Raw genomic sequence first — 13,936 nt, 5'->3', positions numbered from 1 at the left:
GTCATAAAGATCAAGAGAGCAGCAGGGCGACAGCCAGCCCCTAATCGTATTAACGATGAAATCACTGGCGTACCAGAAGTTCGTTTATCGGATATTGATGGTGAGGCAGTTGGAATCGTTAGTATTTCACAGGCACAGGAATTAGCTGATGAAGCAGGTGTAGACCTGGTTGAAATCAGTCCTAATGCTGAGCCACCTGTCTGTCGCATAATGGACTACGGTAAGTTCCTTTTTGATAAGGCTAAAGCCCAAAAGGAACAAAAAAAGAAGCAGAAACAGGTCCAGCTGAAGGAAATAAAATTCCGTCCTGGCACTGATGAAAACGACTATCAGGTAAAACTACGCAACCTGATTCGTTTTCTTGAAGATGGGGACAAAGCGAAGATTACGCTGCGTTTCCGTGGTCGCGAAATGGCACACCAAAGCTTAGGTATGGATCTTTTGAACCGTATCAAAGCAGATTTGGAAACATATGCTGTTGTTGAATCTTTCCCGAAAATGGAAGGTCGACAAGCAGTTATGGTCCTCGCACCTAAAAAGAAATAGTAGGGCAACCCACTAAAAAGTAGCAAAGTCCTTTTGAGGATTTTGCTCGCCTTACGTTTTATTAATGTCCCAATGCGGAGTTTTAGCAATGCCTAAAATGAAAACAGATAAGGGTGTTCAAAAGCGCTTCAGAAAAACCGCTAATGGTTTCAAGCGTAAACAAGCACACTTACGTCATATTTTGACAAAGAAGAGCACTAAGCGTAAACGTCACTTACGTGCTAAATGTTTAGTTGCAAAGTCTGATGTGCCAGCAATCGCACGTCAACTACCATACGCTTAATTAAAGGAGATATGAACAATGCCTAGAGTTAAGCGTGGTGTAACCGCTCGTGCTCGTCACAAGAAAGTACTTAAATTAGCCAAAGGTTATTACGGAGCTCGCTCACGTACTTACCGTGTTGCTGTTCAAGCAGTAACTAAAGCTGGTCAATATGCTTACCGTGACCGTCGTCAAAAGAAACGTCAATTCCGTCAACTTTGGATTGCACGTATCAATGCGGCTTCTCGTCAAAATGGTCTTTCTTATAGTCGTTTCATTAACGGCCTTAAAAAAGCATCAATCGAAATCGATCGTAAGATTTTGGCTGACATCGCTGTATTCGACAAAGTTGTATTTACAACTTTAGTTGAAAAAGCAAAAGAAGCTTTAGCTAAGTAATTAGTTAAAATGCTTTAAAAAAGGAGCCTTCGGGTTCCTTTTTTTATGCCTATAATTTACGGTATCTTATTGTTAGCCTTAAACAATCATTATTAACGGAATACCACGATGACTGTAATTACTACAGAACGCCTTACTATCTCACTTATGACACTTAATGATGCGGATTTATTATTTGAATTAGATCAAAACCCTGTTGTGATGAAATATATCAATGGCGGTAAAAAAACAACTCAACAAGAAATTGATGAGGTTTTTATTCCACGCTTAGCCAGTTACCTTAACCCTGCTAAAGATTGGGGGCTTTGGAAAGTATTTTTAAATGATAAACAATTTGCAGGTTGGATTTTGATTAGACCAATGGGCTTTTTTACAGAGTCGCCTGAGTTTAAAAATATCGAAATTGGTTGGCGATTTAAACAAGAAACTTGGGGTAAAGGAGTTGCAACCGAAAGTGCCATAGCGGTCATTAAACACATTGTTTCTCATCAACAAGATGTGAAAAAGTTTTCCGCTATCGCTGATAAACACAATAGCGCTTCAATAAACATAATGGTTAAATTAGGTATGACATACCAAAAGACAATTGTGCACCCAGATGTTGATGGCGAAGTAGATGTAGTTTTATATTCAATGGATTCGACACAATAAAAAAACCAGCATTCGCTGGCTTTATCTTAATACATAACGCGCTTATTGATTACTGAGCATCAAGGAATCGTTCAGCATCCAAAGCTGCCATACAACCTGAACCTGCTGATGTAATCGCTTGACGGTAATGTTGATCCATAACATCACCACAGGCATAAATACCTTCAATGCTGGTTTGTGTTGCATTACCTTGTAAACCACTATTAACCGTAATGTAGCCGTGATTCATATTCAGTTGATCATTAAAAATACCAGTATTAGGGCTATGACCAATTGCAATGAATACACCTGCAACTTCTAGAGACGAAATAGACCCGTCTTTAGTGCTCTTCATATTCAAACCAGTAACGCCCATATTATCACCAGTCACTTCATCAAGCGTTTGATCTAAGTGAAGGATAATATTTCCGTTTGCCACTTTGTCCATCAGTCGATTAATTAGAATCTTTTCTGAGCGGAAAGTGTCACGGCGATGAATTAAATGAACTTCTGATGCGATGTTACTTAAGTAAAGTGCTTCTTCAACAGCGGTATTACCGCCGCCAACAACGGCTACTTTCTGGTTACGATAAAAGAAACCGTCACAAGTTGCACATGCTGATACACCTCGCCCCATAAATGCTTCTTCAGAAGGCAAACCTAAATATTTAGCAGAGGCTCCAGTTGCGATAATTAGTGCATCACAAGTAAATTCGCCGTTGTCACCTTTTAATTTAAAAGGGCGCTCACTAAAATCGACTTCATTGATGTGATCAAAAATGATTTCAGTTTCAAATTTTTCTGCGTGCTGTTGCATTCTTTCCATTAAAGCAGGACCGGTTAAACCTTCAGCATCACCTGGCCAGTTTTCAACTTCTGTTGTTGTGGTCAATTGACCACCTTGCTGCATACCAGTGATCATGACTGGTTTTAAATTCGCACGAGCGGCATAAACTGCAGCAGTATAACCAGCAGGACCTGAACCTAAGATAAGTAGGTTAATATGACGAGCTTGACTCATTTTTGTATTTCTCCGTATTCATGCCTTAAGCAATTTGCATGGATTGTAGGGAATTTAACGGATGGGGTAAAGTGCAGAACTGTCTAAGATATAGATTGTATTAATCGCTTTTGTATAAAAAAGGCACCAATACAAGTGCCTTAAGTCATTTCATAAACTAATAACTAATATGACAGCTTGGTAACTCATTCTTCTCTAAGTAATTTTGATGATATTCTTCTGCAGGGTGGAACTGCTGAATTGGGACAATTTCAGTTACAATATGCTTAGTTCCCCATTTACCACTGCGTGCTAGATCAAGTTTGGATTTTTCAGCAGTGTCTTTTTGAATTTTACTATGAAAAAATACAGCACTGCGATACTGATTACCAATATCGCCACCTTGTCTATTCAGAGTGGTTGGGTTGTGATTTTGCCAGAACACTTCCAAAAGCTCTTGGTATGAAACAATTGATTCATCAAACTCTACTTGAACGACTTCAGCATGACCTGTTGTGCCTGTTTTGACTTCTTCATAACTCTGAAATTGATCTCTTCCGCCCATATAGCCGCATTGTGCATTGGTAACACCATCTACTTGCTTGAAAAAATATTCAACACCCCAAAAACAGCCTGCACCAAATGTTGCTAAAGTCATATTTACATCCATAAAGAAGTCTAGATGGCTAAAATTATATTTGTTCTGAATGAGAATGCAAGTAAAGTTTTACACTATGTCAATTGTCCCTTAACGTCAGCTTCCACTTGTTGTGTTAGAATCAACATCTGTTATTGAAACCAATTTCGTTTTACCGTTTTTCAAGGAGTCTTCGTGTTTCAACAATTAATGGAAGAAAAAGATTTTTTAGCGTTCACTTTAGCTAACATCGATAAAGTCATTACCTCACACAGTTTCACCTTATCTAATCAAACAATAGTCAAAATACATGATAACGGTGTCATCAGCTTTACTCCTGCAACAGGTTCTACTAAGGATATTGTTTTATCGTGTGCCATTCATGGGAACGAAACTGCGCCTATTGAGATTTGTAATGACTTAATCCAAGCGTTACTTAATGAACAAATACAGACAGAACACAGAGTATTATTTTTAATTGGCAACCCAGATTCCATTTTAACTGAAACCCGTTTTGTAGAAGAAAACATGAACAGGTTATTTAGCGGCGCGCATTCAAAAGGTGAAGGGCTTTGCAACAAGGAAAGAGTTCGCGCTAAAGCATTGGAGGGTTATGTAAGCGATTTTTTCCTCGATAATCACGTATCACAACGTATTCATTATGACTTGCACACAGCAATTAAGCCTTCAAAACACGAAAAATTTGCGATATATCCTTATCGACCAGGCCGTAGTTTTAGTGCTGAACAAATTATGTTTCTTGCTGGTTGCGATGTGGACACCATTTTATTTCATCACGAACCGACAACGACATTTAGCTATTATTCGTCAGAACAATTTAAAGCCGACGCTTTCACCGTTGAGCTTGGAAAGGTGATGCCGTTTGGTCAAAATGAAATGAGTAAGTTTGCTAATACGCGCAAAATGCTAAATCACTTGATAACCAAGCAGCAAGTATCAGTTGCTGAATTTAACAGCGACCAGCTTAACTTGTATAAAGTGTCTCGTTCAGTGAACAAGCACTTCGATGATTTTACATTCGCATTTCCAAAAGCCACGGTTAATTTTACCGGCTTTAAGCAAGGTGAAGTATTAGCAACTGAAGGCGGAAAAGAAATTTTAATTGAATATCCGTATGAAGCTATCGTTTTTCCAAATGAAAATGTACCTGTTGGTCAGCGCACGGTATTATGCTTAATACCAGCTCCTAACGAAGATATTCAGTAATTTGTAAAGCTAGATATACAAATTAAATGAGAAGTTATTCACTAGATGGAATGAACATTAGTTGATCGCTAGTTTACGTTAACGTAATGTTCGTTCGCATAGTATAAATTAAGCTTTATTTTATAAGGCCTCACATAATAAGAGCACAATATGAGCAACGCACCACTGAATAATGAAACAGTGCATCGTGTCAGCTTCTTAGACAAAGCTTCATTGCACATTCCTATTTTAAAAATTCTTCAAGCTGATGGTACGACATACGAAAATGCCGTCATGCCAGTGATAGATAAAGCACTCGCTGAGCGAATTCATGATACTTGTGTTTTTACCCGAGTATTAGATGAACGTATGCTAAGTGCGCAAAGACAAGGTCGTATCAGTTTTTATATGACATGTACTGGTGAGGAAGCATCAATTATCGGTAGTACAGCCGCGTTAGATGATGGCGATGTAATTCTTGCTCAGTATCGCGAACATGCCTCATTACGATACCGTGGTTTTACTACTGAACAATTTATGAATCAGATGTTCAGTAATGAAAAAGATTTAGGTAAAGGCCGTCAAATGCCGATTCATTACGGTAGTAACGAGCTAAATTACCAAACGATCTCATCTCCACTTGCAACACAAATTCCGCAGGCAACTGGCGTTGCACATGCTTTTAAATTACAAGGTAAACGTAACGTAGCCATTTGTTACTTTGGTGAAGGCGCAGCATCAGAAGGGGACTTTCATGCAGGTTTGAATATGGCTGCAGTGTTAAAATCTCCAACGATATTTTTCTGTCGTAATAACGGTTATGCCATTTCAACGCCTACTGAAGAACAGTTTGCTGGTAATGGCATTGCTAGTCGTGGTGTCGGTTACGGTATGCATACCATTCGTGTTGATGGTAATGACATGTTAGCTGTGCTCGCTGCAACTCAACAAGCTCGCGCGCACGCGCTTGAACACAATGCACCTGTATTAATCGAAGCAATGACTTATCGCTTAGGTGCGCATTCATCATCGGATGATCCTTCTGGTTATCGTTCAAAAGAAGAAGAAGCAAAATGGGAACAACATGACCCAGTTAAACGCTTCAAGCTCTGGATGATCAATAAAGATTGGCTTAATGAAGCTGATGATGCAGCACGTTATGAGAAATATCGTGAGGAAGTACTTAGCGCCGTTAAAGTGGCTGAAAAAGTGCCTTTACCACACATAGATGGTTTGATTACAGACGTACTGGATAAGCCTACACCTGTTTTAGAAAAGCAGCTTGCAGAGCTCAAACAACATATTAAGAAATATCCAAAGTCGTATCCTAAAAGCGCAGGGAGAATTTAATTGTGGCTGAAATGAATATGTTACACGCCATCAATGATGCATTGGCAATTGCAATGACTGCTGATGAACGAATGGTTGTGTTTGGCGAAGATGTGGGTCATTTTGGTGGCGTTTTCCGTGCAACATCTGGATTACAAGAAAAGTTTGGTAGAGATCGTTGTTTTAATACTCCGTTAACTGAACAAGGCATAGCAGGTTTTGCTAATGGCTTGGCTTCAAATGGTATGACGGCCGTTGCTGAAATACAATTTGCTGATTATATTTTTCCTGCATTCGATCAAATAGTGAATGAAACAGCAAAGTTCAGATACCGCAGTGGTAACCAGTTTAACGTTGGTGGGTTAACTTTTAGAACCCCGTACGGCGGCGGTATTGCAGGTGGTCATTATCACTCACAATCACCAGAAGCGTATTTTACCCAAACCCCTGGTTTAAAAGTTGTCATTCCACGGAATCCAGAACAAGCCAAAGGTTTGTTATTAGCTTCAATTCGCGATCCCAATCCGGTCATTTTCTTTGAACCAAAAAGATTGTACCGTGCATCTGTTGGTGAAGTCCCTGCCGGCGACTTCGTAATTGAGCTTGGTAAAGCTGATGTCGTTAAAACGGGGACGGATATTACCTTACTTGGTTGGGGCGCTCAGATGGAAATTCTTGAAAAAGCGGCAAAAATGGCTGAAAAGGACGGCATTTCTTGTGAAATTGTCGATTTAAGAACCTTGTCACCTTGGGATATTGATACCGTTGCTGCATCTGTCAAGAAAACAGGTCGTTTGCTCATTAACCATGAAGCACCGTTAACGGGTGGTTTCGCCGGTGAAATCGCAGCGACAATTCAAGAAGAGTGTTTCTTACATTTAGAGTCACCTATAAGCCGTATATGTGGCTTAGATACACCATATCCGTTGATTCTGGAAAAAGAATACATGCCAGATGAACTTAAAACTTACGAAGCCATTAAAGCTTCAGTCAATTTCTAGGAGCAAGATATGATTAAAGATTTTATTTTGCCTGATATTGGTGAAGGCGTCGTAGAGTGTGAGCTTGTTGATTGGATGGTTCAAGAAGGTGATGTTGTTGTTGAAGATCAACCAATTGCTGATGTGATGACAGACAAAGCTTTAGTTCAAATACCTGCACCTCATGCGGGCGTCATTACCAAGCTATATTACGCGAAGGGTGACATTGCAAAAGTTCATGCGCCGCTTTATGCAGTAGAACTTGAGGCAACAGGTGTTAACACTGCTGATGAATCTAGAGCACCTTCTACTCAAGAAACGGCAACAGAAGCTAATGAAGAAACCAGCAATGAAGTTGCAAGAAATGTTGAACAAATAAGTCAAACTACCGCACGTGATGTTGAAGAGTTCTTACTCCCTGATATCGGTGAAGGTATTGTTGAATGTGAACTTGTTGAATGGCTTGTCGCTGAAGGTGATATTGTCACAGAGGATCAGCCGATTGCTGATGTGATGACAGATAAAGCTTTAGTTCAAATACCAGCGATTAAAAATGGCAAGATTGTAAAATTACATTACAGAAAAGGCCAATTAGCTAAAGTTCATGAGCCGTTATTCGCAATCGAGGTTGAATCTACAGGCACTCAAGTTGAAGCGGCTCAAACAGTCACGCATTCAGCTGCCGTTAGCGAAGTCGTTACTAGTGAACCAGTTGCTCAAGGTAAAGCGTTAGCAAGTCCTGCAGTTCGCCGATTAGCTAGAAGTTTGGATATCAATATTGCTAACGTGCCAGGTACGGGTAAAAATGGTCGTGTGTATAAAGAAGATGTTGAAGCGTTTGCTAATGGCTCCACAGCAAACCAAACCTCAGCCTCTAAAACGACTACCGTTTCTAATAGCGCTGCAATACCAGCTAATATTCAAACAACAAATGTAGACAGAGTTGAGCCAATTAAAGGTGTTAAAGCTGTTATGGCTAAGATGATGGTTGAGTCTGTTTCTACGATTCCTCATTTTACATATTGTGAAGAATTTGATTTAACAGATTTAGTTGCATTACGCGCCGAGATGAAACAACGTTATTCAACTGACGAAGTTAAATTGACAATGATGCCTTTCTTCATGAAAGCAATGTCATTAGCCATTAATGAATTTCCAGTATTAAACAGTCAAGTCAACCCTGATTGCACTGAGTTAACCTATAAAACGAGTCATAACATTGGTATGGCTGTTGATTCAAAAGTGGGTTTGTTAGTACCGAATGTTAAAGATGTACAAAGTAAAACTATTTTAGAAGTTGCCGCTGAAATTACACGACTCACAACTGCTGCTAGAAGTGGCCGTGTAAGTCCTGCTGATTTAAAAGGTGGAACAATATCAATTTCAAATATTGGTGCTTTAGGTGGGACGGTTGCTACGCCTATTATCAATAAACCGGAAGTTGCGATTGTTGCCCTAGGTAAATTACAAACACTCCCTCGTTTCAATGCCAATGGCGAGGTAGAAGCGCGTAAGATTATGCAAGTCAGTTGGTCTGGCGATCATCGTGTAATCGATGGTGGAACCATTGCTCGTTTCTGTAATCTTTGGAAGCAGTACTTAGAGCAGCCACAAGAAATGTTACTCGCAATGCGCTAATTCTATAATGGCAATCTAATTAACTCATTAAAGGACGCTATTGCGTCCTTTAATTTTGTTAACTGATTTTGTATAATCTCCGGACGTTGTAACTTCTCGGAACCATAATGATCACCTCGGCACCGAATATCGAATCTATCGAGTATCCTTTTCCTGCGAAACCTGCTTTATTGTCTCATGCTGAAAAAGCTGCAGCTAAAGCAAGAATAAAACAGCTATTGATCGACCAAGATGCTGTTTTAGTTGCACACTATTATACAGATCCTGAAATTCAAGCACTGGCTGAAGAAACCGGTGGTTGTGTTTCTGACTCCCTTGAAATGGCACGCTTTGGCCGTGATCACCCAGCAAAGAAACTGATTGTTGCTGGTGTAAAGTTTATGGGTGAAACCTCTAAAATTTTAAGCCCTGAAAAAACTGTCTTGATGCCTACGTTAGAAGCCACTTGTTCTTTAGACATTGGTTGTCCAATCGATAAGTTTTCAGCATTTTGTGATGCCCACCCAGACCATACCGTAGTTGTATATGCGAACACCTCAGCGGCAGTAAAAGCCCGTGCAGATTGGGTAGTAACCTCTAGTATCGCGCTAGAGATTGTTGAACATTTGGATAGCGAGGGCAAAAAGATTATTTGGGGACCTGACCGTCACTTGGGTAGTTACATTGCTAAAGAAACTGGCGCTGATATGTTGATGTGGCAGGGCGATTGTATTGTTCATGACGAATTCAAATCTAAAGCATTAAAGGAACTTAAGATACAGCATCCTGATGCTGCTATTTTGGTTCACCCTGAGTCACCGGCAAATGTCGTTGCTTTAGCGGATGCTGTGGGCTCTACGAGTCAGCTAATTAAAGCTGCACAAAACATGGACAACCAAGAGTTTATTGTGGCGACTGACAGAGGCATTTTTTATAAAATGCAACAAGCAGCACCAGGTAAAACACTCATTGAAGCACCAACTGGTGGTAATGGCGCTACATGTAAAAGCTGTGCTCATTGTCCTTGGATGGCAATGAATGGTTTACAAGCTATTGAAGCGTCACTGACAGCAACAAATAAAACTGAACACGAAGTGTTCGTTGATGATGCATTACGTGATGATGCACTAGTGCCATTAAACAGAATGCTTAATTTTGCGAAAACCTTAAACATGAAAGTGAAGGGTAACGCTTAATAAAATTGATAGCTAATAACAAAAAGCCCTGCAAGTGCAGGGCTTTTTAATGTTTCTTTTTTATAAATTAAAACAAATTATTTAGCTGTCATTAATGCAACAGTATTATCTAACATGCGGTTACTGAAACCCCATTCGTTATCATACCAAGCCATTACTTTAACAAGTCGACCATTAACACGTGTTTGAGTCGCGTCAAAGTTAGAAGAAAATGCATTATGGTTGAAATCGATAGAGACTAAAGGTTCAACATTAATAGCAAGCGCTTCATTCAATGGTGAAGTTTTTGCTGCATCTGCCACTATCTGGTTAATTTCTTCAACTGTTGTGTCACGAGACGCTTGGAAAGTTAGATCAACAAGAGATACGTTAACTGTCGGTACACGTACAGCTAAACCGTCAAACTTACCTTGAAGCTCAGGAACCACTAAACCTACAGCAGCAGCTGCCCCAGTTTGCGTTGGGATCATAGACATTGCTGCTGCACGAGCACGACGTAAATCAGTGTGGTAAACATCTGATAAGCGTTGATCATTGGTGTAAGCATGAATAGTAGTCATTAAACCAGATTCAATACCAACAGAGTCATTCAACGGTTTCGCAAAAGGAGCTAAACAGTTGGTTGTACATGAAGCATTTGAAATAACAGTCATATCACTGGTTAACACTTCATTGTTCACGCCGTAAACAACAGTTGCATCAACATTTTTGCCTGGAGCAGAAATAATAACTTTCTTAGCGCCAGCTGTTAAATGCGGTTGTACTGCTTCTTTAGATGTGAAAATACCAGTACATTCATAAACAACATCAACGTTTAATTCTGCCCAAGGTAATTTAGAAGGGTCTCGTTCTTGAAAAGTCAGGATTTTATCGCCATTAACGTAGATGGCTTCATCATCATGATCAACTTTAGCGTTGAAACGACCATGAACTGAATCATATTTGGTAAGGTGAGCATTGATTGAAGCATCACCCAAATCGTTTAAAGCTACGATTTCAATTGGGTAATCCTTTTCGCTTTCATAAAGCGCACGTAAAACATTTCTACCGATACGGCCATAGCCGTTAATTGCTACACGGATAGTCATTGCATATCCCTCAAGTGATTATAAATCTGTTACGTAAATCATATGGTAGTAAAATTACCAAATTAACGATTTTCGTCAAGTAAAAAAGCCTCAAAACGCTAATAAAGTGCAAAATATCTGTATTTAATTTACAAATTACAGAAATAAGCTGCTGTTGGCGATTTTTTTGAAAGTGTAATACAGCGTTAACTGTTAATTAATTGTACTCAGTGTAGCTAACAAGGTGGTCTTTGTTTATTCAAATTTTGATTTAATTTCACTTGTATCGAACTGAGCTGTTTTTAATAGTCTAACGAGCTCAATCGCTTCTAAATCTAATTGCTGAGCTCGGTTACTGTCATTAGCTATAAGCGCTAATAATTTTTCTTGTGAGGCAATGTTGTCACTCATTAATGTATTCGCCTTAGTCAATAAATATTCATTATCAACATTTTGCTCCCAACGATAAATTGTAGCGAGAGCGAGTAACCAATCAGGGTCAATTGTTTTAGGCTTAACGTGGGACAATAGGTGTAAATAAAGCATCTTTGCTCTATTCATATCCGTTTTAATATAATGTGACGCAAGCTGAGCAAGTATAAATGGTTCTGTTATTTCACCATTTTTCTCAGCTTTAATTAACGTATCACGCGAAGGTATATCGTTAAACGTTGTCCAACGATAATACACAAGGTAATTGTCTGGGTTGTCCTTGGTATATTCTCTTAACTGGATTAAATTTTGTGTGCTAACAGCATATGCTCTTTCTCTATCTAAAGTCCGGTCGGTGTTTTGTATATGGATAACACCAGCAGCTAATTCTATGCACTTGCTATAAGACTCAAGCTTTATTAATTGGTCGTATAGTTGTTTTCCAGTAGGCTCAGTGGTTATCTTTAATTGGTATCTACTACGAATTAAGTCGCCTTTTTCTACTAAACACCAACTATCTCGGTGTAAATCCGCACAAAGTTCAGGATTATTTTTACAAATGCTGCCACTATTTCGGCCAACATCACAACCAAATAAGCCGAATAAAGCAGCAAATATTGAAAATGATGTAATTATTACTAAACTTTTACTCAAAACAGGCTCCAAAAGTGGAATTTCTCTAATAAAATTACACGTTTACTAAAAATTTCTTACTGGCGAAAAAGCGTAAATTTCATTACAATGTCGCCGACCAAACGGGGATAACCCTATCAAATAATGACTATTGGTCTTTTCTTTTTGTTACTCAATGCTTTCTGCACCCTACGCTGAAATGTGAGATAAAGGATCTTTTTAATGAGCGCTGATAAACACCTACAAAGTTGGCAAGAACGTTTCGAAATGGCAGAGGCTATGCAGCCTTTACTTGGTAAACTATATCGTAATCAAGGCGTTGAAGTCTTAGTTTATGGTAAACCACTTTTAAACGCATCTACAATTGAAATTATTAAAGCGCATCGCCTAGTTCGTCGTCATATTGGCGAAAAATTACGCCTTCGTGAAAGCTTTCCATTCGTTGAAGCATTAAGCAAGTTATCAGTAAAGCACTGTAAAGTGGATATTGGCAAGTTAGCTATTAATTACTGGCGTGATAATGCTGATGCTTCTCAAATTCAAGCCTACATGACTAAAGAGTTAGAGCAAGGCTTAAACTTTGGTGACGATGTAGAATCTAAAGATGTTGTCTTATACGGTTTTGGACGTATCGGCCGTCTATTAGCCCGCTTAATGATTGAAAAAACGGGTAAGAGTAATAAGCTTTGTTTACGTGCAATCGTCTTACGTGGCGGTAAAAAAGGTGATTTAGAAAAGCGTGCTAGTTTATTACGTCGTGACTCAGTTCATGGTCCATTCAATGGCTCTGTTGAAGTAGACGAAGAAAATAACGCCATTATTGCTAATGGTACATATATTCAAATCATTTACGCTAATTCACCTGATCAAGTAGATTACACACAATACGGCATCAATAATGCGCTTGTTGTGGATAATACCGGTATTTGGAAAGATGAAGATGGTCTTGGTCTTCACCTTAAGAGTAAAGGTGCAAGTAAAGTACTGTTAACCGCTCCTGCTAAGGGGGCAATTAAGAACGTCGTTTACGGTGTGAATGAAAATGATATTCTTCCTGAGGATATGATTGTTTCGGCAGCAAGTTGTACAACCAATGCTATTACACCTGTATTAAAAGCAGTGAATGATAAGTATGGCATTGAAAACGGACATGTTGAAACAATCCATTCGTATACTAATGACCAAAACTTAATTGATAACTATCATAGTGCTGACCGTCGTGGTCGAAGTGCGCCATTAAACATGGTTATTACTGAAACAGGTGCAGCGAAAGCGGTTGCAAAAGCATTACCTGTAATGGAAGGTAAGTTAACAGGTAACGCTATCCGTGTACCGACACCAAATGTTTCAATGGCCATTATCAGTGTTAACTTAAACGGCGAAACTAATCGCGATGAGTTAAATGAATACCTAAAAGATATCGCATTAACTTCTGAGTTGAAAAACCAAGTTGATTACACTGATTCTACTGAAATTGTATCAAGTGACTTAGTGGGTTCTCGCTATGCTGGTGTTGTTGACTCTCAAGCAACTATTGCTGATGGCAAGCGTGCTATTTTATACGTGTGGTATGACAATGAGTTCGGTTATAGCTGTCAAGTAGTCGGCGTCATGCAAAAGATGCTTGGACTTACAACGCTTTCTTTACCAGAAGCGTAAACTTACTAAGTTAAGAACCATCATTTCAAAGGCACTTCTTAGTAGAAGTGCCTTTTTTGTTGGCTGTCATGGTTTAATAGACAATAATTGTTCAATACGTTGATTTATACATCAAACGGTTATAAAAGCTCTAAAATATAGTAATTCTGCATTGACACATTTGCGTAAAACGGTAGAATTCCATTCCGCACTCAGGGACAAATTGATTTATCGTTTTAACTAAGTGTTTTGTTTGATATGCGACATTAGCTCAGTTGGTAGAGCGATACCTTGCCAAGGTATAGGTCATCGGTTCGAACCCGATATGTCGCTCCAATCAAACAACGGCGCGATGGCAGAATGG

General features: G+C 39.2%; 13 protein-coding genes, 1 tRNA gene and 2 pseudogenes. 12 read left to right on the top strand and 4 right to left on the bottom strand.

From position 1 onward, the window contains the following. Positions 1-3: 3 nt before the first annotated feature. The 4 genes from infC to AB4153_RS15590 all read left to right on the top strand — a co-directional run bounded on the left by infC (position 4) and on the right by AB4153_RS15590 (position 1,858). Positions 4-546 carry a translation initiation factor IF-3 gene (gene infC, locus AB4153_RS15605; RefSeq protein ID WP_102527295.1) on the top strand — a complete coding sequence of 181 codons (543 nt, stop codon included), beginning with the start codon at positions 4-6 and terminating at the stop codon, positions 544-546. A gap of 88 nt (positions 547-634) precedes the next feature. Further along, the gene (gene rpmI, locus AB4153_RS15600; protein ID WP_055023949.1) at positions 635-829 is read left to right on the top strand and encodes a 50S ribosomal protein L35; all 195 of its coding nucleotides are present in this window, start codon (positions 635-637) and stop codon (positions 827-829) included. A gap of 18 nt (positions 830-847) precedes the next feature. Continuing rightward, positions 848-1,207 (top strand): 50S ribosomal protein L20, encoded by a 360-nt coding sequence (gene rplT, locus AB4153_RS15595; RefSeq protein ID WP_012325107.1) that lies wholly within the window; start codon positions 848-850, stop codon positions 1,205-1,207. Between the two features lie 108 nt (positions 1,208-1,315). Further along, positions 1,316-1,858, top strand: a complete 543-nt coding sequence (locus tag AB4153_RS15590) for a GNAT family N-acetyltransferase (RefSeq protein WP_371998076.1) — start codon at positions 1,316-1,318, stop codon at positions 1,856-1,858. Positions 1,859-1,907: 49 nt separating this feature from the next. Here AB4153_RS15590 and trxB read toward each other — a convergent pair whose 3' ends face one another. Together trxB and msrA are read right to left on the bottom strand one after the other, a co-directional pair. After that, positions 1,908-2,858 carry a thioredoxin-disulfide reductase gene (gene trxB / locus AB4153_RS15585; RefSeq protein WP_229368675.1) on the bottom strand — a complete coding sequence of 317 codons (951 nt, stop codon included), beginning with the start codon at positions 2,856-2,858 and terminating at the stop codon, positions 1,908-1,910. A gap of 157 nt (positions 2,859-3,015) precedes the next feature. Beyond that, on the bottom strand, positions 3,016-3,495 hold the full coding sequence (gene msrA, locus AB4153_RS15580; RefSeq protein WP_371998075.1) for a peptide-methionine (S)-S-oxide reductase MsrA: 480 nt from the start codon (positions 3,493-3,495) through the stop codon (positions 3,016-3,018). Between the two features lie 174 nt (positions 3,496-3,669). On the opposite strand from msrA, the gene astE reads away from it, so the two are divergent. From astE to nadA, 6 genes and pseudogenes are all read left to right on the top strand, one after another. Next, positions 3,670-4,701 carry a succinylglutamate desuccinylase gene (gene astE, locus AB4153_RS15575; RefSeq protein ID WP_303517138.1) on the top strand — a complete coding sequence of 344 codons (1,032 nt, stop codon included), beginning with the start codon at positions 3,670-3,672 and terminating at the stop codon, positions 4,699-4,701. Positions 4,702-4,851: 150 nt separating this feature from the next. Then, entirely contained in the window at positions 4,852-6,030 is a 1,179-nt protein-coding gene (locus AB4153_RS15570) for a thiamine pyrophosphate-dependent dehydrogenase E1 component subunit alpha (protein ID WP_102527300.1), read from the top strand. Positions 6,031-6,032: 2 nt separating this feature from the next. Then, positions 6,033-7,010 carry a transketolase C-terminal domain-containing protein gene (locus tag AB4153_RS15565; protein ID WP_248956419.1) on the top strand — a complete coding sequence of 326 codons (978 nt, stop codon included), beginning with the start codon at positions 6,033-6,035 and terminating at the stop codon, positions 7,008-7,010. Positions 7,011-7,019: 9 nt separating this feature from the next. Continuing rightward, positions 7,020-7,257: pseudogene (locus tag AB4153_RS15560) on the top strand (biotin/lipoyl-containing protein); the annotation flags it as partial. A gap of 131 nt (positions 7,258-7,388) precedes the next feature. Continuing rightward, positions 7,389-8,627, top strand: a pseudogene (locus AB4153_RS15555) (dihydrolipoyllysine-residue acetyltransferase); the annotation flags it as partial. A 107-nt stretch (positions 8,628-8,734) separates the two neighbouring features. Next, a complete protein-coding gene (gene nadA / locus AB4153_RS15550) occupies positions 8,735-9,802 on the top strand; it encodes a quinolinate synthase NadA (RefSeq protein WP_102527303.1) in 1,068 nt (355 codons plus the stop codon). A 77-nt stretch (positions 9,803-9,879) separates the two neighbouring features. Here the strand turns inward: nadA and gap are convergent, their stop codons facing one another. Both gap and AB4153_RS15540 read right to left on the bottom strand, forming a co-directional pair. Next, positions 9,880-10,890 (bottom strand): type I glyceraldehyde-3-phosphate dehydrogenase, encoded by a 1,011-nt coding sequence (gene gap, locus AB4153_RS15545; protein WP_102527304.1) that lies wholly within the window; start codon positions 10,888-10,890, stop codon positions 9,880-9,882. Between the two features lie 234 nt (positions 10,891-11,124). Beyond that, a complete protein-coding gene (locus tag AB4153_RS15540) occupies positions 11,125-11,955 on the bottom strand; it encodes a DUF2989 domain-containing protein (protein WP_248956422.1) in 831 nt (276 codons plus the stop codon). A 201-nt stretch (positions 11,956-12,156) separates the two neighbouring features. Between AB4153_RS15540 and AB4153_RS15535 the strand changes: the two genes are divergently transcribed. Further along, positions 12,157-13,593 carry a glyceraldehyde-3-phosphate dehydrogenase gene (locus AB4153_RS15535; protein ID WP_229368680.1) on the top strand — a complete coding sequence of 479 codons (1,437 nt, stop codon included), beginning with the start codon at positions 12,157-12,159 and terminating at the stop codon, positions 13,591-13,593. 239 nt (positions 13,594-13,832) lie between these two features. After that, a tRNA-Gly gene (locus AB4153_RS15530) sits at positions 13,833-13,908 on the top strand. Positions 13,909-13,936 lie beyond the last annotated feature (28 nt).

The organism is Shewanella sp. 10N.286.52.E4, from assembly GCF_041468785.1.
In the GTDB taxonomy this organism is placed as follows: domain Bacteria; phylum Pseudomonadota; class Gammaproteobacteria; order Enterobacterales; family Shewanellaceae; genus Shewanella; species Shewanella electrodiphila.
The sequence above is the reverse complement of the archived record's forward strand: the minus strand, read 5'-3'. Positions and strand labels throughout refer to the sequence as shown.